The organism is Gemmatimonas sp. UBA7669, assembly GCF_002483225.1.
Taxonomy (GTDB): domain Bacteria; phylum Gemmatimonadota; class Gemmatimonadetes; order Gemmatimonadales; family Gemmatimonadaceae; genus Gemmatimonas.
This window is the reverse complement of record NZ_DLHL01000063.1, coordinates 161,738-186,461: the sequence shown is the minus strand read 5'-3', so window position 1 is coordinate 186,461 and position 24,724 is coordinate 161,738. Positions and strand designations below refer to the sequence as shown.

General features: G+C 65.9%; 20 protein-coding genes and 1 other RNA gene. 7 read left to right on the top strand and 14 right to left on the bottom strand.

Annotated features, from left to right (window positions below):
• The first annotated feature begins 9 nt into the window (after positions 1-9).
• From B2747_RS19735 to B2747_RS19725, 3 genes are all read left to right on the top strand, one after another.
• Positions 10-1,536, top strand: coding sequence for an amidohydrolase family protein (locus B2747_RS19735; protein ID WP_291165127.1), 1,527 nt, complete (start codon positions 10-12; stop codon positions 1,534-1,536).
• A 13-nt stretch (positions 1,537-1,549) separates the two neighbouring features.
• Positions 1,550-2,914, top strand: a complete 1,365-nt coding sequence (locus tag B2747_RS19730; RefSeq protein WP_291165124.1) for an MATE family efflux transporter — start codon at positions 1,550-1,552, stop codon at positions 2,912-2,914.
• Between the two features lie 115 nt (positions 2,915-3,029).
• On the top strand, positions 3,030-5,618 hold the full coding sequence (locus B2747_RS19725) for an ATP-binding protein (RefSeq protein WP_291165122.1): 2,589 nt from the start codon (positions 3,030-3,032) through the stop codon (positions 5,616-5,618).
• A 48-nt stretch (positions 5,619-5,666) separates the two neighbouring features.
• On the opposite strand, the gene B2747_RS19720 is transcribed toward B2747_RS19725, so the two are convergent.
• Positions 5,667-6,119: a PTS sugar transporter subunit IIA gene (locus B2747_RS19720; protein WP_291165119.1), complete on the bottom strand. Its 453-nt coding sequence runs from the start codon at positions 6,117-6,119 to the stop codon at positions 5,667-5,669.
• Between the two features lie 8 nt (positions 6,120-6,127).
• On the opposite strand from B2747_RS19720, the gene dusB reads away from it, so the two are divergent.
• Both dusB and ssrA read left to right on the top strand, forming a co-directional pair.
• Positions 6,128-7,261, top strand: coding sequence for a tRNA dihydrouridine synthase DusB (dusB, locus tag B2747_RS19715; RefSeq protein WP_343125933.1), 1,134 nt, complete (start codon positions 6,128-6,130; stop codon positions 7,259-7,261).
• Positions 7,262-7,355: 94 nt separating this feature from the next.
• Positions 7,356-7,713, top strand: a transfer-messenger RNA (tmRNA) gene (gene ssrA / locus B2747_RS19710).
• 40 nt (positions 7,714-7,753) lie between these two features.
• On the opposite strand, the gene B2747_RS19705 is transcribed toward ssrA, so the two are convergent.
• Genes B2747_RS19705 through truA form a run of 12 tightly spaced genes read right to left on the bottom strand, consistent with a single transcriptional unit; the run spans position 7,754 to position 21,504 of the window.
• On the bottom strand, positions 7,754-8,392 hold the full coding sequence (locus B2747_RS19705) for a hypothetical protein (RefSeq protein WP_291165114.1): 639 nt from the start codon (positions 8,390-8,392) through the stop codon (positions 7,754-7,756).
• A gap of 24 nt (positions 8,393-8,416) precedes the next feature.
• Positions 8,417-11,080, bottom strand: coding sequence for a pyruvate, phosphate dikinase (gene ppdK, locus B2747_RS19700; RefSeq protein ID WP_291165110.1), 2,664 nt, complete (start codon positions 11,078-11,080; stop codon positions 8,417-8,419).
• Positions 11,081-11,117: 37 nt separating this feature from the next.
• Positions 11,118-12,518, bottom strand: coding sequence for an amidophosphoribosyltransferase (purF, locus tag B2747_RS19695; RefSeq protein ID WP_291165107.1), 1,401 nt, complete (start codon positions 12,516-12,518; stop codon positions 11,118-11,120).
• A gap of 17 nt (positions 12,519-12,535) precedes the next feature.
• A complete protein-coding gene (gene purL, locus B2747_RS19690) occupies positions 12,536-14,884 on the bottom strand; it encodes a phosphoribosylformylglycinamidine synthase subunit PurL (protein ID WP_414652208.1) in 2,349 nt (782 codons plus the stop codon).
• A complete protein-coding gene (gene purQ / locus B2747_RS19685) occupies positions 14,881-15,585 on the bottom strand; it encodes a phosphoribosylformylglycinamidine synthase subunit PurQ (protein WP_291165101.1) in 705 nt (234 codons plus the stop codon). The genes purL and purQ overlap by 4 nt, the downstream gene beginning before the upstream one ends.
• Positions 15,582-15,839 (bottom strand): phosphoribosylformylglycinamidine synthase subunit PurS, encoded by a 258-nt coding sequence (gene purS, locus B2747_RS19680; protein WP_291165098.1) that lies wholly within the window; start codon positions 15,837-15,839, stop codon positions 15,582-15,584. Before purS ends, purQ begins: the two co-directional genes overlap by 4 nt.
• Positions 15,836-16,726 carry a CDP-diacylglycerol--serine O-phosphatidyltransferase gene (pssA, locus tag B2747_RS19675; RefSeq protein ID WP_291165095.1) on the bottom strand — a complete coding sequence of 297 codons (891 nt, stop codon included), beginning with the start codon at positions 16,724-16,726 and terminating at the stop codon, positions 15,836-15,838. The genes purS and pssA overlap by 4 nt, the downstream gene beginning before the upstream one ends.
• Entirely contained in the window at positions 16,723-16,875 is a 153-nt protein-coding gene (locus B2747_RS19670; protein ID WP_291165092.1) for a hypothetical protein, read from the bottom strand. The genes pssA and B2747_RS19670 overlap by 4 nt, the downstream gene beginning before the upstream one ends.
• A complete protein-coding gene (locus tag B2747_RS19665; protein WP_291165089.1) occupies positions 16,872-17,816 on the bottom strand; it encodes a phosphoribosylaminoimidazolesuccinocarboxamide synthase in 945 nt (314 codons plus the stop codon). The genes B2747_RS19670 and B2747_RS19665 overlap by 4 nt, the downstream gene beginning before the upstream one ends.
• Entirely contained in the window at positions 17,813-19,252 is a 1,440-nt protein-coding gene (purB, locus tag B2747_RS19660) for an adenylosuccinate lyase (RefSeq protein WP_291165086.1), read from the bottom strand. Before purB ends, B2747_RS19665 begins: the two co-directional genes overlap by 4 nt.
• Positions 19,253-19,297: 45 nt before the next feature.
• Complete coding sequence (locus B2747_RS19655) at positions 19,298-20,725, bottom strand: S1C family serine protease (protein WP_291165083.1); 1,428 nt, start codon at positions 20,723-20,725, stop codon at positions 19,298-19,300.
• Entirely contained in the window at positions 20,722-21,504 is a 783-nt protein-coding gene (truA, locus tag B2747_RS19650) for a tRNA pseudouridine(38-40) synthase TruA (RefSeq protein ID WP_291165081.1), read from the bottom strand. The genes B2747_RS19655 and truA overlap by 4 nt, the downstream gene beginning before the upstream one ends.
• Before the next feature lie 132 nt (positions 21,505-21,636).
• Here truA and B2747_RS19645 point away from each other — a divergent pair, with 132 nt between their 5' ends.
• Together B2747_RS19645 and trpD are read left to right on the top strand one after the other, a co-directional pair.
• The gene (locus B2747_RS19645; RefSeq protein WP_291165078.1) at positions 21,637-22,947 is read left to right on the top strand and encodes a GAF domain-containing protein; all 1,311 of its coding nucleotides are present in this window, start codon (positions 21,637-21,639) and stop codon (positions 22,945-22,947) included.
• Entirely contained in the window at positions 22,937-23,977 is a 1,041-nt protein-coding gene (gene trpD / locus B2747_RS19640) for an anthranilate phosphoribosyltransferase (protein WP_291165074.1), read from the top strand. Before B2747_RS19645 ends, trpD begins: the two co-directional genes overlap by 11 nt.
• 44 nt (positions 23,978-24,021) lie before the next feature.
• Here the strand turns inward: trpD and lexA are convergent, their stop codons facing one another.
• The gene (gene lexA, locus B2747_RS19635; protein ID WP_291165071.1) at positions 24,022-24,630 is read right to left on the bottom strand and encodes a transcriptional repressor LexA; all 609 of its coding nucleotides are present in this window, start codon (positions 24,628-24,630) and stop codon (positions 24,022-24,024) included.
• Positions 24,631-24,724: the final 94 nt, after the last annotated feature.

Genomic DNA, 24,724 nt, shown 5'->3' with positions numbered 1-24,724 from the left:
TGGTGCCGCGTGTCCGTCCTGCCGTTGCTCGTCGCACTCAGCGTGGCTGGACCGCTCACGAGTGTGCTTGAGGCGCAGACGGCCGCGCAAGGTACGGCACCGACGCACGGCGTCCGTCCGCGCCGTCTGGCCATTCGCGGCGCCATGGTGGTGGAAGGCAACGGCACCCCGGCCGAGGGGCCCAAGGACATCATCATTGAAGGCAATCGGATCGTGCAGATCGTGAGTCTCGATCCGGTGGCCATGCAAAGCGGGACGGCGCGCCGTCCACCCGCCGACGTCGAAATCGACGCGCGCGGCAAGTACGTGGTGCCGGGCCTCATCAACCTGCACGGTCACGTGCAGGACGAGCGCGGCGGTATCGCGCAGCCTCTCGACTATCAGTTCAAGTTGTGGCTGGGCATGGGCGTGACCACGGTGCGTGATGTGTCCAGCGAAACGCCAAAGACGCTGGCGCTCAGGGCGCGCAGTCTGAACGGGGAGGTCATGGCGCCGCGCTTCTACGTGTATGCGCGCTACGCCTACATGCCGGTACCGCAGAACGAGGCCGACGCGCGGCAGCGCGTGCGCGATCTCAAGGCGCAGGGTGTGGACGGTCTCAAGCTGTTTGGCATGGACAAGGACGTGTATGGTGCGGTGCTCGACGAAGCGCGCAAGCAGGGCCTGCGTGTGGCGCATCACATGGCCGTGGACGAAACCAATGCGCTGGATGCGGCCGCGCACGGCCTCACGTCCATCGAGCATTGGTACGGTGTGCCGGATGCCGCGATTCCCGATGGCGTGCAGCACTTCCCGTCCAACTTCAACTATGCCGACGAGGGCATGCGCTTTCGTCTGGCGGGTCGCCTCTGGCGTGAAGCCGATCCGGCGCGCCTGCAGGATGTGCTCAAGGCCATGGTGAAGGGCGGCGTGGCGTGGAACCCCACCCTCGACATCTACGAGGCCAGCCGCGACCTCCAGCGCGCCGAAACGCAGCCGTGGTACGCCGAGTATCTGCATCCAACGTTGGAGAAGTTCTTCAAGCCGGACCCGGCCAACCACGGGTCGTACTTCGCCAACTGGAGCAGCACCGATGAAGCCTACTGGAAAGAGAACTACCGGATCTGGTTTCAGGCCGTGCGTGACTTCGAGCGACTTGGCGGAGTAATCGGGGCAGGGGAGGACGCAGGCTTCATCTATCAGATTTACGGCTTCGGTCTCATTCGCGAACTCGAGTTGCATCAGGAAGCGGGATTCCAGCCGCTCAAGGTGCTGCAGCACGTCACCGCCAACAACGCCGCGATTCTCGGAGAGGGACAGCGGCTCGGCCGTGTTCGCCCGGGCTATCTGGCGGACCTCGTGGTCGTGAACGGCAACCCACTGGAGGACCTCAAGGTCTTCTATCCGCCGCGTGCCGATGCGGCGGCAGGGCCGGGTGGCGGTGTGGCCTGGACCATCAAGGATGGCATTCCCTATGACGCACCGCGTCTGTTGCGTGAGGTGCGTGAGCTGGTGCTGAACGCGAAGCAGAACACCGGGGCGAAACCATCGCGATGAATCGCGGCAGGCCATGAGCACGACGGGACGCGCGCGCGGGTGGCAGCAGGACCTGCGTGACATGGCGCAGGTGGCCGCGCCCATCGTGCTCATCAACGTGGGCATCCAGGCCATGGGCCTCGTGGATACGCTCATGGTTGGTCGCCTCGGCGGCGCGGCCATCGCCGCCGTGGCCTTGGGGAACTTCTATTTCTTCAATGTCAGCGTCTTCGGCATCGGCCTGCTTTTCGCACTCGATCCGGTGGTGGCGCAGGCTGTTGGGGCCGGGGACTCCGAGGCCGTGGCGCGTGGCGTGCAGCGCGGTCTCCTCATGGCCAGCGCAGTGGCCGTGGTGGTGATGCTCGCGCTGTTGCCTGGCGAGTGGGTGCTGAGTTCACTGCGCCAACCGCCCGAGGTGGTGAGCGAAACGGCCGTCTACGCGCGTCGGCGCTTGCTGGGCGCCGTGCCGTTCTTTGTGTTCAATGTGTTTCGCCAGACGCTGCAGGCCATGGGGCCAACGCGCCCCATTATTGCTGCGGCACTGGTCGCCAATCTGGTCAATGCCTTGGCCAACTGGCTGCTCATCGAGGGCCGTGGGGGATTTCCGGCCCTTGGAGTGGAGGGTGCGGGCTACGCCACGGCCATATCCATGTGGGTGATGTGCATCGTGCTCGGCTGGCTGGCCTGGCCGCTGCTCCGTCCGACCCTCAGGCCATGGCGCGCCGCAGTGTGGGATGCAGCCCCGATGCGGCGCATGCTTCGCATTGGGGCGCCAATCGGAACGCAGTGGTTCTTCGAGAGCTTTGCGTTCGGGCTCACGGCCCTGTTCATGGGCTGGATGGGCACGGCGGCCCTCGCAGGCCACGAGATTGCGCTCAGCATGGCGGCCATGACGTTCATGGTGCCCCTTGGTATCAGCGGGGCGGCAGCAGCCGTGGTGGGTCGCGCCATCGGCCGCGGCGATCTGTCCTCGGCGCGCAGCGATGCCGTCGCCGCCATTGTGTGCGGTGTGGGCTTCATGTGCATCAGCGCGATCGTGTTCATCCTTGCCCCGGAGTGGCTGGCCACCCGGTACACCACCGAGTCGGCAACGGTGGCAGTGGCGGTGGCCCTCATTCCACTCGCTGGCTGGTTCCAGATCTTCGACGGACTCCAGGCCGTCACCAGTGGAGTGTTGCGTGGCGTGGGTGACACCCGCATTCCGGCTGTCCTGCACATGGTGGCCTTCTGGGGCATCGGCGTGCCGCTGGGCTATGTCCTGGGCTTCCACACCGGCTACCGGGAGCGCGGGCTCTGGATCGGCCTGGTGGCTGGTCTGGCGGCGGCGGCGCTGTTGCAGAGCGCCCGCGTCTGGCTGCGTCTTCGAGCGCCCATTCGCCGTGTGGTGGTAGACCACTAAGGCACGCGCAGGGCGGGCGCCCGCCAAGAACGGGGCAGGGTCGACACCGGATAATGGGGCGGGACTGCAATTCCCTCTGGACGCTCCCCACATGAAGCCCTAGCGTACGAGCGGCATGCCTGGCTTCTCGAGCCCCTTTCGCCCCGGCATCCGTCGGCAGCTTGCACTGCTGGCGGTGGCCCTCACTGTTCCCCTGGCCGTTCTGGCAGTGGTACGGGCCTTCGAGCGCGCGCAACGTGAGCGGCGTGATCTGGCGGAGCAGGGCAGGCAGGCAGCCATTCGCGCCACGCAGCTGCTCGATGACGACGTGACCCGCGCCCGGCTGCTGCTCGCCGGTGCCTCGCGCGTTCTCGATCCGCGCGATCAGACGACGCGCAGCGACTCGCTCATCCTCGCGCTCTTTCGTGACGCCTCGAGTGGGTTCAGCAACATCTGGCTGTCGGACGTGCAGGGCAACGTACGCGGATCGCTGGTGCCACTCACGCAGTTCCGACGTGCGGCGTCGCTTGCGACCACGGACTTCTTTCGCGATGTCGAGCAATCGAAGCAGTTCACCATCAGCCAGCCGGTGCGCTCGACTATCGATTCCAGAGCGCAGTGGGTCATTCCCTTCATGCAGCCGGTGCGGGAGGCCGGTACGAACACCCTGCTGGGTTATGTGGGGGCCGGCCTTCGCGTGGATTCTATGGCGGCCATGCGATTCATGCGGGACCTGCCACCCAATTCGGTCCTGACCGTGCTGCGCGCAGACGGGCGCGTGTTCCTGCGCAGTCTCGATCTCGAACACTGGATCGACCGCAACTTCGCGGAATCCACGGCGTTCAAGGACGATCCCAAGCTGCCCTCCACGCTTTGGGAGCTTCGTTCACTCGATGGTACGAATCGCATCGTGGCGCAGCAACCCATGCGAACGCTTGCCGCCATGGCCTATGTTGGTGTGCCGGTTACGGCCACGCTGGCGCAAGTGCAGCGGCGGTTGCGTGTGGATCTGCTGCTTGGTCTCCTCCTCATCGGCGGCATGTCGGCGCTGGCCTTGGTGTTCGCATCGCGCATTGCGGGCCCCATTGAAGAGGTGACCTCGGTAGCGACGGCACTCGCGCAAGGCGAGTCAGGTCGTCGCGCCACGGTGCACGGCGTCACGGAAGTTGCAGAGCTTGGCCGCGCAATGAACGCCATGGCGGACGCCGTTGCGGACCGTGAGCAGGCACTGGCCCGCAGTGAAGCGCGATATCGGCAACTGTTTGCCACCAGTCCCCTGCCCACCGTGATCTGGCGACTGGTCGACGGACGACTCGAGCAGATGAATGATGCGGCGCGCAGTTTCTTCGGCGAACGAGTCGAGGTGGAGGGACGCACACGCATTCTCGATCTGTTTGTCGAAGGGGAGCATGATCGGTTTGCCGCGCTGCCCTTGCCGCTTGAATCCAGCACGCTGCGCGCCGGAGCCTGGCAGGTACCTGATGCGCGCGGTGACATACGTACCATGGAGCTCGAAATCGGACGACTGGAACGTCAAGACCAGACGTTGGCCATGGGCGTGCTGCTCGACGTTACTGATCGTCTGCGCGCGGAGGTGGCACTCGACCAGTCTCGCGCAGCACTGCAGCAGGCGAAGCAGCTCGAAGCGCTCGGCGCATTTGCCGGCGGCATTGCCCACGACTTCAACAACTATCTGTCGGCCATTGCCACCAATGCCGAGCTGTTGCGTGATGCCGCGGCCTTGGATGACGGGGAACGACGAGAAGCCTCCGAGATTCTTGCCGCGGCGCAGCGCGCGTCGCATCTCACGCGACAGATTCTGGTGTTCAGCCGGCGCCAGGTCGTGCAGGAAGAACCGCTCGACATCAACGCGGAACTGCGCGAGCTCGAGCATCTCGTGGCCCGACTGGTTGGTGATGCGGTGACGGTCGAGATCGATGGTGCGCCCGACCTTCCCGCCGTGATGTTCTCCCCCGAACGCTTCGAGCAGGTCATTCTCAACCTGGCCGCCAATGCCCGCGACGCGATGCCGCAGGGCGGTCGCCTGACGTTCACCACGCGTCAACGCGGCGATGATCGGGTGACACTCGACGTGTCAGACAGTGGGCAGGGCATTGCTGCCGACGTGCTGCCGCGCATCTTCGAGCCGTTCTTCACCACCAAATCGCGCGACCGCGGAACCGGACTCGGTCTGGCCATGGTGTACAGCATCGTGACCGGATCCCGCGGCGACATTCGAGTCACCAGCGCCCCCGGGGCCGGCACGACGTTTCATCTGACCTTCCCGGTGGCTGCGCAGGCGATTGCGCGTGAGTCGCGCGTCAATCAGCCCGCGGCGTCCATGCGCGGGCGTGAACACATTCTGGTGGTCGAGGATGATCCGGCCGTGCGCTCAGCCACCGTGGCCCTATTGGCACGGGCCGGCTATCAGGTGTCGTCCGCGTCTGGTGCCGCCGAGGCCGAGGCCGCGCTCGTGTCCATGGACGCGCCACCACATCTGCTGCTCAGCGATGTCGTCATGCCCGAGGTGTCAGGTCCTGAGCTCGTAGCGCGTGTCGAGCAGCGTTATCCGGACATGCGCGTGGTCTTCATGAGCGGATTCGCGGACGACGATGCCGTCATGCGCGGGGTCGCGGCGCGTGAGCTCGCGCTGGTCGCCAAGCCATTCAGTGCCAGTGAACTACTGGGAACGATACGGCGCATACTCGACGCGGCGTCCACGTAGGATCGTGAACGCCGCGTCGTACCGACTCACCAATGTGGAGTGCTGGCGTTAGACGCGCTTCTCTTCGAGCAACGCCATGAACTGCGCCGGGTCGTTCAACTCGAGCAAGCGTCCCGGCACATCGCTCTCCTTGCTGAACTGCGCGATCTTGCCTAGCACCGGGAGGTACTGGTTGGAGACCTCGAGCGGCGGCGCGACGATGAGGAAGAAGAAGTTGACCGGCTTGTCGTCGATGGCCTTGAAGTCCACGCCATCGCGCTTGCGACCAAAGGCCACACGCAGGCGGTTGACGACCAGCGACCGGCAATGCGGGATCGCGATGCCACGACCGATCCCCGTAGAGCCGAGGTTTTCGCGTCGCTTGAGCATCTTGAACAGCATGCCCTCGGACTTCTCATCGAGCTTGAGCAGCCCGATGAGTTCCTTGAGAATTTCGTCCTTGCTCGTGCCTTGCAGCTCAAGCTGGACAGCGTCTTCGGAGAAGAACTCGCGCAGTTCCATAGCCTCGTATGGTAACACACGGACGCCCTGAGTCAAACAGTCCCGCCCGGCACGCGTTGCCCGTCCCAACCGGCTGTGGTAGCTTCAACTCCATGGCCCGCAAGACGTTCCCGTTTTCCGTCCCCAATCGGACTCCTTTATACCTGGCCCCGATGGCCGGGATATCAGAGTCCCCGTTCCGTCGCCTGTGTCACCAGCACGGGGCGGACGTGGTCGTGACGGAGTTCCTGTCGGCAGAAGGCATCCGCCGGGAGAACCAGGCCACCATCAGCAAGCTGCGCTTCGCGCCCGAAGAGCGGCCCATCGGCGTGCAGATCTTCGGGGCCGACCCCAAGGCCATGGCTGACGCGGCCGCCATGGTCACCGACCTGTTCGCACCGGACTTCGTCGACATCAACTTCGGTTGCCCGGTCAAGAAGGTGGTGCGTCGCAACGGCGGGTCCGGCTGCCTCAAGGATCTGGACCTGGTGGAGGACATCATCCGCGCCGTGTCCAAGGCCACACCATTGCCCGTCACGGTCAAGACGCGCAGCGGCTGGAACGAGGAGATGCGCGATCCGGTGGGCATCGCCCTCCGCATGCAGGACGCCGGCGCGCGGGTCTTTGCGCTGCACGCCCGTACCCGTACGCAGATGTACAGTGGCAGCGCGAATTGGGACGAGATCGCCATGGTGGCGCAGGCGCTCGACATCCCGGTCCTGGGCAACGGCGACATCAAGACGCCGCAGGATGCCAAACGCATGCTGGACCACACGGGCGCGGACGGCATCATGATCGGACGCGGGTCGTACGGCCAGCCGTGGATCTTCCGGCAGGCGCGTGCGCTGTTCGACGGTCAACCCATGCCGGAGACACCGCCGGTGGCCGAGCGCTTTGCGGTGGCGTTGGATCACGCGCGCATGGTGCAGTCGTATGAGGTGGACGCCGTGGGCGCCGCCCTCGAGTTCCGCAAGCACCTGGGCTGGTACGTGAAGGGACTGCCCAATTCGGCCGATCTGCGTGCCCGCCTGCATCAGGTGCGCGACTTTGCCGAGGTCGAGCGCATTTTCACGGAGTACCTCGCGTTCTACGACGAGTACGCGGCCCGCGGCGTGCCCGCGCGGGACCCGGATGTGTCCGACCTGACCTGCGAGGCGGCCTGAAGCGGCCTGACGCGGCCTGAGGGTTGGCTGGTTGCCGGAACCCTGCTGGCCGGTGTAGTGTACGGCGTGGTGTAGTGGCTGGACCGTTCGAACCGGGGGTGACTGGCTTCGACGGGGTTGGTGAATCTCTGGTAGCGTGCCCAGGTACTCGAGCACCTGGTAAAACACTCGGGAAAACCACAATCGCGAACAACAACCTCGCGCTCGCTGCCTAACCTTCGGGTTACGTAGCAGTGCTCACGCGGCAGCCCGCCCGGGGCGGCACGTGAGTATCGCAAATCTGGGCTAGCCTCGGTGTGCGCCTTCCGCGCCGAGGCGAAACTCTAGAAGGCTTGTCCTGAGGTGGGCTTCCTGTTGGCCAGCCGATGGAGACCTCAAGCAACAGGATACGCACGTAGAATCTGGGGTGGATCTAGTCTCGGACAGGGGTTCGATTCCCCTCACCTCCACTCAGCACGAAGGGCCCGGAGCAATCCGGGCCCTTCGTGTTTTTCACTTCTTGAGATAGCGCTCCGGAATGGGATTGTCCGGTCGCTCCGAATCCCAGTAGATGGAGACCACCCACCAGCGCGTCCCGTCGTTCAACAGCTGAATGCTGTTGATGCCGCGCTGAAACGGCTTGGGGTCGGCCAGGGTGCGCTTGGAATCGTAGACGCTGAACACCTGTGTGATTCGGCCGAACGTGTCCACCGAACGTCCGATCTCGCGTTCGAAGAATCCGTCACGCTCAAGATTGGTCCCGGCGCGCTGGACGTACTCATCCGGGCTCCAGACCACCGCCCGCGCCGGTTGGCCGGCCGGGCCGCCGGTGGGTATGAGCCGTGCACCGGGTATGAACAGCGAGCGGAAACGATCCCAGTCGCGCTTCTGTCCCGCTGGACCGGAGATCACGTCATAGAGCGCGGCCAGAATGGCGTCGAGTGAGCCCACGTCGGCCGGACGCGCGGCCGGTGGCGGCGCCGGCATTGATGCTGCGGCGGTTGTGGGGGCGCTGGCCTGAGTGGTCTGCGCGTGGAGCGCGGCACCTGCCGGAAGGAGCAGGGCGCCGAGCACGCATACCGCGGCTCTGCGGCGGACCACTCCGCGAAGCGACGGTTCGGACATGGGGAGCGAAAGAATGGGGAGTGTCATGGCGCGACGATAGCGCACGACGCGCTAGGATGCCAGCGCCGCGTGCGCAGCCGCCAATCGGGCCACCGGTACGCGAAATGGCGAGCACGACACGTAGTCGAAACCCGATTCATGACAGAACGTCACGCTACGCGGATCGCCGCCGTGTTCACCACAGATGCCGACCTTGAGCCCCGGCGTGGTATCCCGTCCGTCTCGCACCGCCATGCGGATGAGCTTGCCCACCCCCTTGACGTCGAGCACCTGGAAGGGGTCATCGGGCAGCAGACCGCGGTCGAGATAGTGGGGCAGGAAGCGCCCGGCGTCATCACGTGACAGACCAAAGGTCGTCTGCGTGAGGTCGTTGGTACCGAAGGAGAAGAAGTCGGCCTCGGTGGCAATTTCGTCGGCCGTGAGCGCCGCGCGCGGCAACTCGATCATGGTGCCCACCAGGTACTGCACCTGATCGCCCATGACGCCCATGACCTGTTCCGCGGCGCGCTCGATAATCGCGCGCTGGTGTCGGAGTTCCGACACATCGGACACCAATGGCACCATGATCTCCGGTCGCACATCGATACCACGGCGCTGCGCACGCACCGCCGCCTCGAAAATGGCACGCGCCTGCATCTCGGTGATCTCCGGGAAGACGATGCCGAGTCGGCAGCCACGGTGCCCAAGCATGGGATTGGTTTCGCGCAGTGCCGACACCACACGCTGCAGCTCCTGCCGCGAGAGACCGAGCGACGCGGCCAGCAACGACGACTCTTCGCCGCCATGCGGCAGGAACTCGTGCAGTGGCGGATCGAGCAGGCGGATGGTGACCGGCAATCCGTCCATGGCCTGGAAGATGCCTTCGAAGTCGGCACGCTGCATGGGCAGCAACTTGTCGAGCGCGCGTCGCCGTCCGCCTTCATCGCGGGCGACAATCATTTCGCGCATGGCGGTGATACGATCGCCCTCGAAGAACATGTGTTCGGTGCGGCAGAGGCCAATGCCTTCCGCGCCGAAATTGCGCGCCACCCGCGCATCACGCGGCGTGTCGGCATTGGCGCGCACGCGCAGTCGCCGGTCCTCGTCGGCCCAGGTCATCAGGCGGTGAAAGCGCTGATACGACGGAGCGTCCTCGGGTGCCACCGCACCGTTGATGACGCGCATGACTTCGCTGGGCTGCGTGGGCAGATCGCCGAGGAACACGCGGCCGGTCCCGCCATCGAGCGTCAGCCACTCGCCTTCGGTGACCGTCACGTCGCCCACCTTCATGCTGCGCTGCTCGTGCGAAATCTCGAGGGCCGCGCAGCCCACGATGGCGCACTTCCCCATGCCACGCGCGACCACGGCGGCGTGGCTCGTCATGCCGCCACGCGCCGTCAGCACCGCGCGTGCTGCCACGATGCCGTGAAAGTCCTCCGGCGTAGTTTCCTCACGCACCAGCACCACCTGTTCGCCGCGCTGTGCGCGCTGCTCGGCCACGTCGGGATCGAACACCGCCATGCCGCTGGCCGCACCGGGGCTGGCCGGCAGCCCCACCGCAATGGGCGTGGCGTGTGCCGTCGCGGCAATGACACGATGCAGCACCTGATCGAGCTGGGCGGGCTGAATGCGCTTCACGGCGTCGCGTGGCGTGATCAGCCCCTCGTCCACCATGTCGAGTGCAATGCGCAGCGCCGCCGGGGTGGTGCGTTTGCCCGTGCGCGTCTGCAGCAGATACAGCTTGCCACGTTCGACGGTGAATTCGATGTCCTGCATGTCGCGGAAATGCTGCTCGAGGCGATGCTGCGTTTCGAGCAACTGCTCGTACGCCCCAGGCAGTCGCTGCGCCATCTCTTCAATGGGCAGCGGCGTGCGAATGCCGGCCACCACATCTTCACCCTGCGCGTTGACGAGAAACTCGCCGTAAAAGCGATGCTCCCCGGTGCTCGGATCACGCGTGAACGCCACGCCTGTGCCGGAATCGTCGCCCATGTTGCCAAACACCATGGACACGATGTTGACGGCCGTGCCCAGATCGTGGGCAATGCTGTTCACACGCCGATAGTCCACGGCCTTCTTGAGCGTCCACGACTGCCAGACCGCCTCGATGGCCCCCCAGAGCTGCACCTGCGGATCGTGTGGGAAGGGCTGGCCGGTGACCGCGTGTACGAGCTGGTGATACTCGCCCACCAGCGACTGCAGCGCCTCGGCCGACAACTCGGCGTCAGACGCGGCGCCCGTCACCAGACGCTTGGTGGCCAGCAGTTGCTCAAAGCGATGGATGGGGACGCCCATGACCACATCGCTGTACATCTGCACAAAGCGCCGGTACGAGTCCCAGGCGAAGCGCGGGTTGCTGCTCGCCGCCGCCAGCCCAGCCACGGTCGCGTCGTTGAGCCCGAGGTTGAGAATGGTCTCCATCATGCCGGGCATGCTCACGGCCGCGCCAGACCGCACGCTGACCAGCAGGGGATTGGACGCATCGCCAAAGCGCTTGCCGGAGGCCTCTTCAAGCTGCGAGAGCGCCGTGGCCACTTCCTGCCGCAGCTCTTCAGTCACCTGGCTGTTGGCCAGGTAGGTCATGCATTGGTCGGCGGCAATCGTAAAACCGGGAGGCACGGGCACCCCGAGATTTGTCATCTCGGCGAGATTGGCGCCCTTGCCTCCCAGTGTTTTTTTCATGTCCCGTGTGCCGTCTGCCCTGCCATTGCCGAAGGAGTAGACAGAGCGTTGCATCAGGGACACTCGCAGACGTCAGGGTGAATGGGTGAGGTCAGCGACCTCTGGGGAGTCCCGCGGCACTACCGGCGCGCAACAACTCGGGCTCCGCCGGCGTGGCGGTAGGGTATTGCCCCGAGAAACACGCATGACAATACCCCTTTGGCCCTTCCGGCATGGCCGAAAGCATGCCGTCGATCGAGAGGTATCCGAGGGAATCAACGCCCAGATGGCGGGTGAGTTCCTCGTGCGTCATCTGCGCCGCAATGAGCTCTTCGCGGCGCGGCGTGTCGATGCCATAGTAGCACGGACTGATGATTGGCGCACTGGAAACCCGCATGTGGACCTCGCGGGCCCCGGCGGCACGCACCAGGGACACCAGGCCGCGTGTGGTGGTACCGCGCACGATGGAGTCGTCCACCATGACCACACTCTTGCCCTCGATGATCTCGCGCACCGGGTTGTACTTGACCTTCACCTTGGCGTTGCGACCGGCCTGGGTGGGCTGGATGAAAGTGCGCCCCACGTAGTGGTTGCGAATGAGCGCGAGTTCGTAGGGCAGGCGCGACTCCTCGGCAAAGCCGAGAGCGGCCGAGTTGGAGGAGTCGGGTACGGCGAACACCACATCGGCCGTAGGAGCCGGGCACTCGCGCGCGAGCTGACGACCGAGCGCGCGACGCGAGCGATCGACCGACCCGCCAAACACCTTGCTGTCGGGCCGCGCGAAGTACACATGCTCGAACACGCAGCGCGTGACCGGCGACGTTTCCGACATCTTGAGCGAACGGACGCCGTGCCGATCGACCGCGATGATCTCACCCGGCTGCACTTCACGCTCCACGACCGCGCCCACGATATCGAGCGCGCAGGTTTCCGAGGCAAACACCCAGGCGTCTGCAAGGCGTCCCATGACGAGCGGACGCCAGCCATGCGGATCGCGTGCCACGATTACCGTTTCATCAATGACGACGAGCAGGCAGTACGCGCCCTCCACACCATGCAGGGCTTCCGCGACGCGCGCTTCCGGCGTGTCACCCGTGGCGCGGGCGATGCGATGCACGATGGCCTCGGAGTCCATGGTGCTGGCAAAGATGGCGCCACCATCCTCGAGGTCGCGCCGCAACTCGACGGCGTTGGTGAGATTGCCGTTGTGCGCCAGCGCGATGTGTCCACGCCGAACACGGGCCAGAATGGGCTGCGCGTTCTCAATGGCCGACGCGCCGGCGGTGCTGTAGCGCGTATGGCCGATGGCGATGGGGCCCTGTAGCGACTCCATCTCCTCGTCGTCAAAGCCCTCCGAGACGAGGCCCATGGCGCGCACGACGCGAGCGCCCGAGGAGTCGTCCACGGCCACGATTCCTGCCGATTCCTGCCCGCGATGCTGCAGCGAATAGAGACCCAACTGTGTGAGAGCCGCCGCATCGCGGTGGCCATAGATCCCGAAAATTCCGCACATGTGTGTGTAGCTCCTGCTCAGTCGGTGGCCGGCGCGTGCGAGGCCGACACTGCATGCTCGGCCGGCGTCTCGCCGTCCATGGCCTGCGGAATGGCCTCGTGAAACGCCTTGGCCAACCAGGCCACCGGCGCGCGGAAGGTGTCGTCGGAAATGGTGAACTGCGCGCCGGCATCGGCGGTGGTGACGCGGCCGATGACGCGGGCCGGCACGCCGTGCTGCGCCGCGATGCGCAGCACCGCCGCGCTGTCCGCCGTGGAGAGCACGACGCGGCCATGTGCTTCACCGAAGAGCACCGCACGATGCGGCAACAGGGCCCACGGCGAGAGATCCACCGAGAAACCGAACTGCCGCGAACGATCGAGCATGGCGCATTCCGCCAGCGCCACCGCAAGACCACCGTCGCTGCAATCGTGCGCAGAGCGCACGACCCCGGCATGGATGGACTCGAGCAGCGCGTCGATGAGCCGACGCTCGACGGCGGGATCGCACACCGGCGGTGCACCGATGGTGAGCCCATGCACCGTGAGCAGATACTCACTGGCGCCCAGTTCATCCGTGCACTCGCCGAGCAGCACGATCTCGTCACCCACCTGCTGGAAGGCCGACGGCGTGACGTGCGCCAGCGACTCGACGAGGCCCACCATGCCGATGGTTGGCGTGGGGTGGATGGCGCCCTGCGGATTCTCGTTGTAGAGCGAGACGTTGCCACCGGTGACCGGCGTCTCGAGCACCGTGCACGCCTCACCCATGCCGGCGATGGCTTCGCTCAGCTGGTAGTACACCTCGGGCTTCTTGGGGTTGCCGAAGTTGAGATTGTTGGTGATGGCCTTGGGGCGGGCGCCGGTGCAGGCCACGTTGCGTGCGGCTTCACACACCGCCGCACGCCCACCGTTGCGCGGCGAGAGCGCCACATGCCGGCCGTTTCCGTCAATGCAGAGCGCAATGGCCTTGTCCGTCCCACGCAGACGCACCACCGCCGCATCACTGCCGGGGCCACGCACCGTGCTGGTGCGCACGGTGGAATCATACTGCTGCCACACCCAGCGCTTGCTCGCAATGGTGGGCGACGCCAACAGACGCTCCAGCGTCCAGGTGTGGTCACGCTCCTCGTCCAGTGGCGTGACCTCGTGCGGATCCTGCGCGCGCGCCGCCTTGAGCGCTTCGCTCTCACGCGGCTCGAGCACATACTGCGGACACTCGGTCACGAGGCGCGAACCGGGGAATTCCGCCACCACACGATCACCTTCGGTGACGCGATATACGGGCTCCGCGATGACTTCTCCAATCACGGCCGCTTCGAGATCCCACTTGGCGAGAATCTTGCGCACTTCGTCCTCGTGGCCCTGCTTGGCCACCACGAGCATGCGCTCCTGGGACTCCGACAGCAGAATCTCGTACGGCGTCATGCCCTGTTCACGCACGGGCACCTTGGTGACATCAATCGTGACGCCCACATCCCCGCGTTCGGCCATCTCAGCCGAAGACGACGTGAGGCCAGCGGCACCCATGTCCTGAATGGCCACGATGTGACCGCTGCGAATGAGTTCCAGCGACGCTTCGAGCAGCAGCTTCTCAGTGAACGGATCGCCCACCTGGACCATGGGGCGCTTGGCGTCGCTGGCCTCCGAGAGGTCCTCCGAGGCGAACGATGCGCCATGAATGCCGTCACGTCCCGTACGCGCACCCACCGCCATGATGGGATTGCCAACACCGCTGGCCACCGCGCGCATGAGTTCGTCCTCGCGCATGAGGCCCACACACATCGCGTTAACGAGCGGATTGCCCTCGTAGGATGGGTCGAACACGACCTCACCACCCACGGTCGGCACGCCCACGCAATTGCCGTAGTCGCCGATGCCCTTGACCACACCGGCGAACAGCCAGCGCACACGCGGGCTCGTGAGCGGACCAAAGCGCAGCGAGTTGAGCAGGGCGATGGGGCGCGCGCCCATGGTGAACACGTCGCGCAGAATGCCACCGACGCCGGTTGCCGCACCCTGATACGGCTCAACCGCCGAGGGATGATTGTGCGATTCGATCTTGAAGGCCACCGCCCAACCATCGCCCACGGAAATCACCCCGGCGTTCTCGCCGGGGCCCTGCAGCACCCAGGGCGCCTTGGTGGGCAGCGTCTTGAGCATGGGCCGCGAGTGCTTGTAGGAGCAATGCTCGCTCCACAGCGCACTCACGACGCCGATTTCGGTGAACGTGGGCGTGCGGCCCAGCATGTTCACGAGACGCTCGTACTCGAACTCGGTGATGCCATGTTCGGCCACCAGCGCCGGCGTGATGGCCGGATCGCCGGGGCGGGGCGCAACCTGGGACACAGATGTTGGGGCTGGAGACGTGGTCGAAGACTGACTCATGCCGACACGCCTCCCTGCAGTGTGTCGAGGATGGACTGAAAGAGCGGCAGACCGTCGGTGCTGCCGAGCAGATTTTCCATGGCCCGCTCGGGGTGCGGCATCATGCCCAGCACGTTGCCCTCGGCGCTGACGATGCCCGCAATGTTGCGCAGCGACCCATTGGGATTGGACGCCGGTGTGGCCTCGCCGTGTTCGTCGACGTAACGGAAGACCACCTGGCCCTCGCCCTCGAGTCGCGCGAGCGTGTCGCCGTCGGCCGTGTAGCGACCGTCACCATGCGCCACCGGAATGCGTACCAGCTGCCCCACGTGATACTGCGCCGTGAAGCGTGTGGCGATGCTCTCCACGCGCAGCGTGACCGGCGCGCTCACGAAACGCAGGGAGTCGTTGCGGAGCAGCGCACCAGGCAGAAGACCGGCTTCGCAGGCAATCTGGAAACCGTTGCAGATGCCGAGCACGAGACCACCGCGCTTTGCGTGCGCCACCACTTCCTGCATGATGGGGCTGAAGCGCGCGATGGCTCCGGCACGCAGATAGTCACCGTAGCTGAAGCCACCCGGCAGGATGACGAGGTCCACGCCCTGCAGATCGTGGTCCTTGTGCCACAGATAGACCGCCTTCTGGCCGAGCAGGTCGGCTACCGCGTGGAAGGCGTCCTCGTCGCAATTCGAACCCGGGAAGCGAACGATACCGGCCTTCACGCGGGCTCCACGCTGGCGATGTCGTAATCTTCCGTGACGGGGTTGGCGAGCAGCTTGTCGCACATGGTGCGCACGGCCTGACGCGCCTCGTCGGCCGAGGCAGCTTCCGTCTCCACGATCACGTAGCGACCAACACGCACATCGCCAACGGCGGCGAAGCCCAGCGAGTGCAGAGCATCAGCGACGGCCTTGCCCTGCGGATCGAGGATGCCGCGCCGCGGAACGATGTGGATGGCGCAACGGAAACGGCTCATGCGGAAGACTCCTCAGAACCGGTCTCACGACCGGAAGGGGGACGTTGGGAACGCCGACGCCGACGGCGACGGCGGGGTGTGCTCGGCCCCTGTGGCTCCTCCTCGTCGTCCTCTTCCGCATCCTCGCGGCCAGGCAGACGGTCGAGCAGACCGAGAAACACGGTGCGCCCGATGCCGAAGAGCACATAGCCCATCAGCGCCGGGAAGAAGAACTTCTTGGGCAGAAAGATCACGCCAATGAAGGTGCCCACCACGAGCAGAAAGCCGAGAATGCCCTTGATGGTGCGGAAGTTGACCGTGGGTACCTTGGCGTACTGCACATTGCTGATCATCAGCATGCCGAGGCCGAGCATGACCCAGCGCAGCATCTGATGCCAGGGCAGGTCACCGATCAGCGTTTCGGTATACAGCGGGGTCTGACTGAACCAGTAATACGTGGCCAGCGTCATGCCCGCAGCGGGGCTCGGCAAGCCCATGAAGTGCGTGGTCTTCCGGCCGGCCTGCTCCACGTTGAACCGCGCCAGTCGCATGACGGCGCAGGCGGTGAAGAAGAAGCAGAAGATCCACTCCCACCGCGAGCTCTGGAACACCGCGAAGTACATGATCAGCGCCGGCGCGGTGCCAAACGAAATGGCATCGACCAGCGAATCGAGCTCTTCGCCGAAACGCGAGCCCGTCTTGGTGGCACGCGCAATCCGCCCATCCAGGGAATCGGCGATCGCACCAAACACGATGAAGCGTGCCGCCGCATCGAAGTTGCCGCGTGACGCCGACACGATGGCGAAGATGCCGAAGAACAGATTGGCGAGCGTGAATCCGTTGGGCAGCGCGATGGCGGCTGCCTGCCGCGGACGGAGGCGGCGACGGGGTTTGACGTCGTCCATCATGGCCAGGCCACCAGCAGGGTAAGGATGGCGCCGGCATAGGCCAGCAACCAGAGAATCCACGACCGCCGCCACAACGCCCCCGCGAAGAGCGCGAGGGTGGCCAGGCCCACAAGGGCCACCAGAGGCAGGGACGCGGAGAGCGCGTTCACGCGGGGACCGGTAGGCCGAGGCGGTGGTAGTCGAGCGGTGCGCCGGTGAGTCGGGCAAACGCGTCGCGATAGCGCAGACTGGTGGCGTCGATGACCTGCGGCGGCAGTGTGGGGGGCGGCGCCTCGCCATTCCACCGTCCGGCCTGACGCTCGACGTCCAGCCAGTCGCGCAGCGGCTGCTTGTCAAAGCTCGGCTGCCCACGACCGGGCTGGTACTGGTCGGCCGGCCAGAATCGCGAGCTGTCCGGCGTCAGGACTTCATCGATGAGCAGCAGCGAACCGTTGCGCCAGCCGAATTCGAACTTGGTATCGGCCACGATGATTCCACGTGGTTCGGCAGTGTCACGGCCAAACGTGTACACCAGCCGCGCCAGCCGTTCGAGCTCGGCCGCCGTGTCGGCCCCCACCTGCTGCACCACCGTACTCACGGTGATGTTCTCGTCGTGCCCCGTCTCGGCCTTGGTGGCCGGACTGAAGATGGGCGGGTCGAGCCGATCGCTCTCGCGCAGGCCCGCAGCCAGGGCCTCACCGGCCAATGTCCCCGTGGCCTTGTACTCCTTCCACGCCGAGCCGGTGATGTAGCCGCGAATGACACACTCGATAGGGACCACATCGGCGCGCCAGGTGAGCATGGCGCGCCCGGCCAGGGCCTCGCGGTGCGGCGCGAGCGCCGGGACCTCACGCACGATGGCGTCGGTGTCCGCCGTAATGAGGTGATGCGCAATCTTGCCGGTGAGCTGACCCAGCCACCACGCCGTCAGTTGCGTGAGCACCACGCCCTTGTACGGGATGGCCTCATGCATGACGACATCGAACGCCGAAATGCGATCGGTAGTCACGAGCAGGAGCCGGTCGGCATCGACCGCGTATACATCGCGTACCTTGCCGCGTCGCACCAGTTCGAGCGGAAGATCCGTGTGAGTCAGCGCGCTGGCGCTCATACTCGCACCTCCTCGACTTCCAGAGGCGTGCGCGGCTTGGCCAGCCACGGTGCGACATGTTCGGCGAGGAACTCATCCACCTGTTCCGTTGAACGGCCCACGAAACGCGAGGGTTCGGCGACGGCCTGCAGATCCTCGAGCGGCACACCGAACGCCGGGTCGGCGGCGAGACGCTCCAGCATGTCGTTACGCGGAGCGCCGTCCTTCACGGCGCGCGCCGCGGCAATGCTGTGTCCACGGATGATCTCATGCGCTTCCTGACGGTCGCCGCCGGCGCGCACGAAGCGCACAATGAGTTCTTCGGTGGCCATGAAGGGCAACTCGTCATCGACACGGCGGCGAATGCGCGCCGGATGCACCTCGAGGCCACGCACCACATTCTGCATCAGCACCAGAATGGCGTCGGTGGCGAGAAAGGACTCCGGGATGGCGAGACGGCGGTTGGCCGAGTCGTCGAGCGTGCGCTCGAAGTACTGCACCGCATGCGTCTGGTTGGCGTTGGGCTCGAGCGACAACACAAAGCGCGCCAGCGCCGCAATGCGCTCGGAGCGCATGGGATTGCGCTTGTAGGCCATGGCCGACGAACCGATCTGATTCTTCTCGAATGGCTCTTCGATTTCGCCGAAGGCCTGCAGCATGCGGATGTCGCCGGAGAACTTGGAGGCCGTGGCGGCCACGCCGGCCACCACACCCAGCACCTGCGCATCCACCTTGCGCGAGTAGGTCTGGCCGCTCACCGGAATGCTGGCGGCGAATTCCATCTTCTCGCACACCATTCGGTCGAGCTCGCGCACCTTGGCGTGGTCGCCCTCGAACAGGGTGAGAAAACTGGCCTGCGTACCCGTGGTACCCTTCACGCCGCGGAAAGGCAGGGTCTCCATGCGGTACTCGAGGTCGGCCAGGTCCAGCAGAATGTCCTGCATCCACAACGTGGCGCGCTTGCCCACCGTGGTGAGCTGCGCCGGCTGCAAATGCGTGTATCCCAAGGCCGGCTCGTTGCGCCACTCACGTGCAAACCCGTCGAGTGCGGCCAGTGTGTCGAGCAGCTTCTCGCGCAACAGCGCCAGACCGCGACGCATGAGAATCAGCTCGGCGTTGTCCGTGACGTAGCAGCTCGTCGCTCCAAGATGGATGAACTTGCGTGCCGCCGGCGCCACATCGCCGAAGGCGTGCACATGCGCCATGACGTCGTGCCGGAACTTGCGCTCGTACTCGGCCACCGCATCGAAGTCGATGTCGTCGAGGTGCGCGCGCATGTCGGCAATGGCCGCCTCCGGAATGTCGATGCCCAGCGCCCGCTGTGACTCGGCCAGCGCCAACCACAGGCGCCGCCACAGACCATAGCGGGTTTGCGGGCCCCAGAGCGTAAGCATGGCCCGCGAGGCATAACGATCAGCGAGCGGCGACTGGTACGACGTACGGTCAGGTGCGGACACGGGACTGGGCTGAAGAATGCAGCGCGCTGACGAGCGTGGAATCCGTCATCGCAGGTAGAAAGAGGTCTGATAGAACCGGCGATTGCGTTCGAAGACGAGAAACACGGGGCCACGCGCACCGTAGCGCTCGATGGCCGCGGATGCGGCTTCGGCGGAGTTGATGCGTGTCTGACCCACCTGAGCGATCACGTCACCTTCCTGCAGGCCGATCTCCTCGCGAATGCGGTCGGAGCTGCGGTACACGAGGGCGCCCATGTTGGACGCCACGCCACGCTCCTGCCGAATGGCATCGGTGAGCGTGACCAACTGCAGCTCCTGCAAAACGGTGACCTTGCGTGCCGTGACTTCGGGCGCGTCGGCCACCGTGAGCGTGAGCCGGAGGTCGCGTGAACCGCGCCGCACGGTGATGGGCAGTTGCTCACCCACTCGCAGATCGAGCAGGCGCGCTTCCCACTCGAAGGGATTGCGCACAGGCCGTGTACCGGCGCCCACCAACTGGTCGCCTACCTGCACGCCGGCTTTCTCGGCGGGTGACCCAGGCACCACGCGCGCCACCACCGCACCCACGGACGCGACTTCACGCGCCGTCTGCACCTGCGGCGTCTGCAGGCGAATGCCCACCCAGGGCTGACGCACGGCACCGTGTTCGAGCAGATCCTCGACGATGCGCTTGGTGCGATCAATGGGGATGGCAAAACCGAGACCCACCGAGCCGCCGCTCGGCGTGTAGATGGAGCTGTTCACACCAATGACTTCGCCGGAGGCGTTGACCAGTGGTCCGCCGGAGTTGCCGGGGTTGATGGCGGCATCGGTCTGAATCATGTCGAGCGATGCGCCGCCCGCGTCACCGCGACCCGCAAGATTGCGACCCACGCCGCTTACCACACCCACCGACACACTGGGTTCGGTGTTGCCCAGAACAAAACCGAACGGATTGCCGATGGCGATGGTCCACTCACCGACAATGAGGTCTGACGAGCGACCAAGCGGGGCGGTGGGCAGCGCACTGGCCTTGATGCGCACGACGGCCAGGTCGTTGGATTCATCGAGGCCCACCACCTCGGCCTCGTAGCGCGTCCCGTCGCGCATGGCCACCGATACCCGTGATGCGCCGGCGACCACGTGCGCATTGGTGACAATGATGCCGTCGCCGCGCACGATGAACCCGGAGCCGATGCCGGCGTTGCGTCGCTCGCCAGTGCGCCCGCCCATGAAATACTCGAGGAAGTCGACGGGGTAGCGTTCGACGGTTTCCGTTTGCACCGTGACCACGGCCGGCGCCACGCGCTCCACGGCGGTGGTGATGGCCGTGCGCCGCGAGGCGTCGACACTGGCGGCTGGCACGGGGCCCGCGGGACGCGGCGGGGCCTGGGGCAGGGTGCGACTTTGCGCTTCCGAGCGCGACGGGTTGGCGCCTTCGCAGCCAAGCAGCACCAGTGCCATGGCGCCCACCAGAGTGGCGCGCGACCTCATGCCGGCGGCACCACGTAGCATGAGGCCGGATACACCACCTGCCGCAGCGACAGCCCGTGTGCCGGGGCGGGTGCGGAGGTCTCGTGATTGTCAGGTGTCACAAGCAGCCGCGCGATGGTACCGCGCGGTCGGCGCCCCTGCGCCACGTCGATCATGGTGCCCACGAGAAATCGTACCATGTGATGGAGAAACCGGTTCGCCGCCACTTCGAACACCCAGCCGCCATCGCGAGGCACCCAGGCGGCGTGTTGAATCACGCAGCGATGGTGATCGTCGATTGGCGCCGTATTGGCCACGGCAAACGCCCGGAACGTGTGCTCCCCCATCAGGCTGGCCGCTTCGTCGGCCAGCGCCGCGGCATCGAGCGGCTGGCGCACGGCCCACTCGTAGCGTCGGCGAAAGGGAGACCGGGCTCCCTCATCCGTCCCCACAAGATAACCATATCGGCGGGCGGTTGCGCTGCGTCGCGGATGAAAATCCGCGGTCATTTCATGGGCGTCCGCCACCCAGATGTCGTCCGGCAGCAGGGCATTGAGGGCCCGGCGCAGGGACTCAGGGGTCCAGCGGGCCGGGACCCGCACCCCAACGCCCTGGCCGTGGGCATGGACCCCGGCGTCTGTGCGGCCGGCGCCGACCGCCGAAATGGGCTGGTCGCCACAGAGTCGGCGGAGCACAGCTTCCATGTCCCCCTGGACCGTTCGGGCGTCGGGTTGACGCTGCCAGCCGGCGAAGCGAACGCCGTCGTATTGGGTTACCAGAAGGATCGATCGCAGGTCCATGCCCGGGGGAAGCTAGGCATTCAGGGGGGCCCATTCAACTCGCCGGACCGGCGGGCGGCTGATGGTTGAGAACCCGGCAGGCATTGCGTCCCACGCGCCTTCGACGTTTTGTCCACGTCTTACGAAATCGTCATGCCGCCTCGCTCTCTCGCCTCCCTCGCCCACGCCCTGGCCGCCGCGCCCGATCTCGAGCACGCCCTCGTTGCCATGGGGGAATGCCTGCTCGAGCTCGACCGCGGCGCATCGCTTGCGCTTATTCAGTACAATGCGCGCCGCGACATGCTTGCGGAGCGCCTGGCCCCCGTTGGAGCGCGGGTGGTGCGCACGGCCATGGAGACGACCTTCGATCACCTGCCGGAGCCGGTGCGTCAGCGCATTCTGGCAGGCGGACCGTTTGTAGACGTGACCGACCGGTCGGCGGACTATGCGCGGCTCTGTGGGTTCTCCACCCAGCTCGAAGGGGGCGTGCTCGCGGTCCGGGGCATGAAGGTGGAAGGCCAACTCGGTGCGGTGCTGGCGCTGTACGAACCGCGGAAGATCTTTGGCACCCGCACCACAGAGCGCCTTGCGCCCGCGCTGGCCCTGTTTGATCTGGCCTTCGTGCGATTGGCCGAGCGGGATGCGCGACTCGAAGCCGTCAAGACGCTCGAAGACATCACGCAGCGCGTGCACGGCGAGTACGTGCGCAAACTCTCGGCACTCGAGGCCGAGTTGCGCGTCGTACGCAACACGCCGCGCGATGTCGTGGCCCTGAACCCCGCCGAAGCCATTGCGCTCCAGGCCGACGCCGCGCGCGCCGTGGAAGAGGCACGTCGCTCCACGCGCAAGGCCGAACTGGCGGAGCAGCAGCTCGGTGCGGCGGTCTCGCAACTCGAACAGGCGCACATTGAGCTGCACCGTCGCAGTGAGGCGCTGCGTCAGCGCACGCGCACCTTGTACCTGGTGGACCGGGCGCTGACGCTGGACGCACAGGCGCATGAAGCCCGGGCCCTGGTGGATGGTCTGCTGTCGCTGGTTGGTGACGACATGCAGGCTCAGCGCTGCTCGCTCATGTTGCGCGCGCCGGAGCCTGATCACCTGTATCTCGCGGCAGCCCGCGGCATTGCGCCCAACGTGGTGGAGGGCATGCGCATCCGCATTGGCGAAGGCGTGGCCGGCCGCGTCGCGGCCGCGCGTGAACCGCTGCTGGTGCAGGATGTCCGCGAAGCGGCGCAGCATCCGCTATTGCGCGATCAATATTTCACGACGGGCAGCTTCATCAGTTTCCCGCTCGTGTATCATGACGAACTGGTTGGCGTGTTGAATCTCACCAATCGCGCGCAGCGCGGCATTTACACGGAAGAAGACGTGGAACGGGTGCGTTTGCTGGGCCTGGTGATTTCGCTCATTGCGTCGCGGAACGGTTTGTCTGAACGCCTGTTGGAGACACTGGATGTCCGCTGATGCGTTGCTGCACGTCATTCGCCGGCTGGCATTGCACCAGCCGGTGGACTCGGATGCGCTGCGTCAGGCCTTTGGTGTGATCATGCGCGGCGAGGGCACGCCGGCGCAGGTCGCGGGCCTGTTGATGGCGCTGCGTGTGAAGGGGGAAACGGCCGAGGAGATTGCCGGTGTCGTGCAGGCGCTGCGCGATGCCATGGTGGTGTTGCCTCTGGCGTCGCCTGAGCAACTCGTGGACACCTGCGGTACGGGCGGTGGGACATTGACCACCTTCAACATATCCACGGCCGCGGCCTTGCTGGCCGCCGGGATGGGTGTGCCCGTGGCCAAGCACGGCAACCGTTCGTTCACCTCGCGCTCTGGCAGCGCCGATGTGCTGGAGGCGCTGGGGGTGGTCGTGGACATGACTCCGCAGGCCATGCAGCGCACGTTCGAGGAGGCGGGCATTGTGTTCATGTTTGCGCCGCTCATGCATCCCGCGTTGCGTCACGTGGGGCCGATTCGCCGTGAGCTGGCCGTCCCCACGGTGATGAATGTGGTGGGGCCGCTGGCCAACCCGGCTCGCGCCGGACGTCAGGTGGTGGGCGTCGCCGAGCCCGCGCGGTTGCCGCTGCTGGCGGACACGCTGGCCCGATTGGGGTCACACCGCGCCATGGTGGTGCACGGCGAACCGGGGCTCGATGAGATCTCGCCGCTTGGTGTGACCTCGGTGCGCGAGGTCCGCGATGGGCACACCGCCGACTGGCAGATTGAACCGGCCGACTATGGCCTTTTCGCCTTGCCCTCGTCCGACCTGGATGGCGCGGCACCGGAAGACAACGCGCGCACCATTGAAGCGGTGTTGCAGGGGGGCGGATTGCCCGGCGCCCAGGCTGCCGTGTTGCTCAACGCGGCCGCTGCGCTGTATGTGAGCCGCGATGACCTGACCTATGGCGATGCGGTGGCGCACACCCGCACCGCGCTGCGCAACGGGGTGGGCTATGCCGCTCTGGAGCGGCTGCGCACCGCCTCACGCCGCGCCATAACGCCGTAACGCCGTAACGCCGCCGTTGCGCTCCGGCGTCGACGCACCGCCGCTCAGTAGCGCCGCAGCACACCCACGACGATGCCCTGGATGCGTACGTCGTCTTCGTGCACAAACAGCGGCTGCATGGCTTCGTTGGCCGGCTGCAGGCGAATGCGCCCATCACGCTCGCGGTAGTAGCGCTTGACCGTGGCGCCACCGCCATCGACGAGGGCAATGACCATCTCGCCGTTGTCGGCTGCCTGCTTGTCGTTGATGACGACAAAGTCGCCGTCGCGAATGTGCTCCTCGATCATGGAGTCCCCCCGCACGCGCAGCACATAGTGACTGCCGCTCTTGCGCAGGAACCCATCGGGCACCGCCATGGTTTCTCCGGCATGGATGGCCTCGATGGGCGCACCGGCCGCTACGGAACCCAGCAGCGGCAACTCCACTGACCGCTGGTACACCTCCGAGGGGAGAATCTCGATGGCACGGCTCTCGTTGTACGAGCGCTTGATGTAGCCCTTGCGCTCGAGGTTCGTGAGATGCTCGTGCACCGTGGCCAGCGAGTTATAGTTGAAGCGCGAGGCAATCTCCTCGAAGCTCGGCGCAAACCCGTTGACCTCGTTGTACTCCGACAGGAACGACAGGATTTCCCGCTGGCGCTTGGTAAGCGGCATGGTCACTCCAGAGTGTGAGAGACAGGTCGCGTCCCGAAAACAGGCCGAAGACCGCCATCCGCCACGTTAACCGAAGACAGGCCGAAGTGCAAGG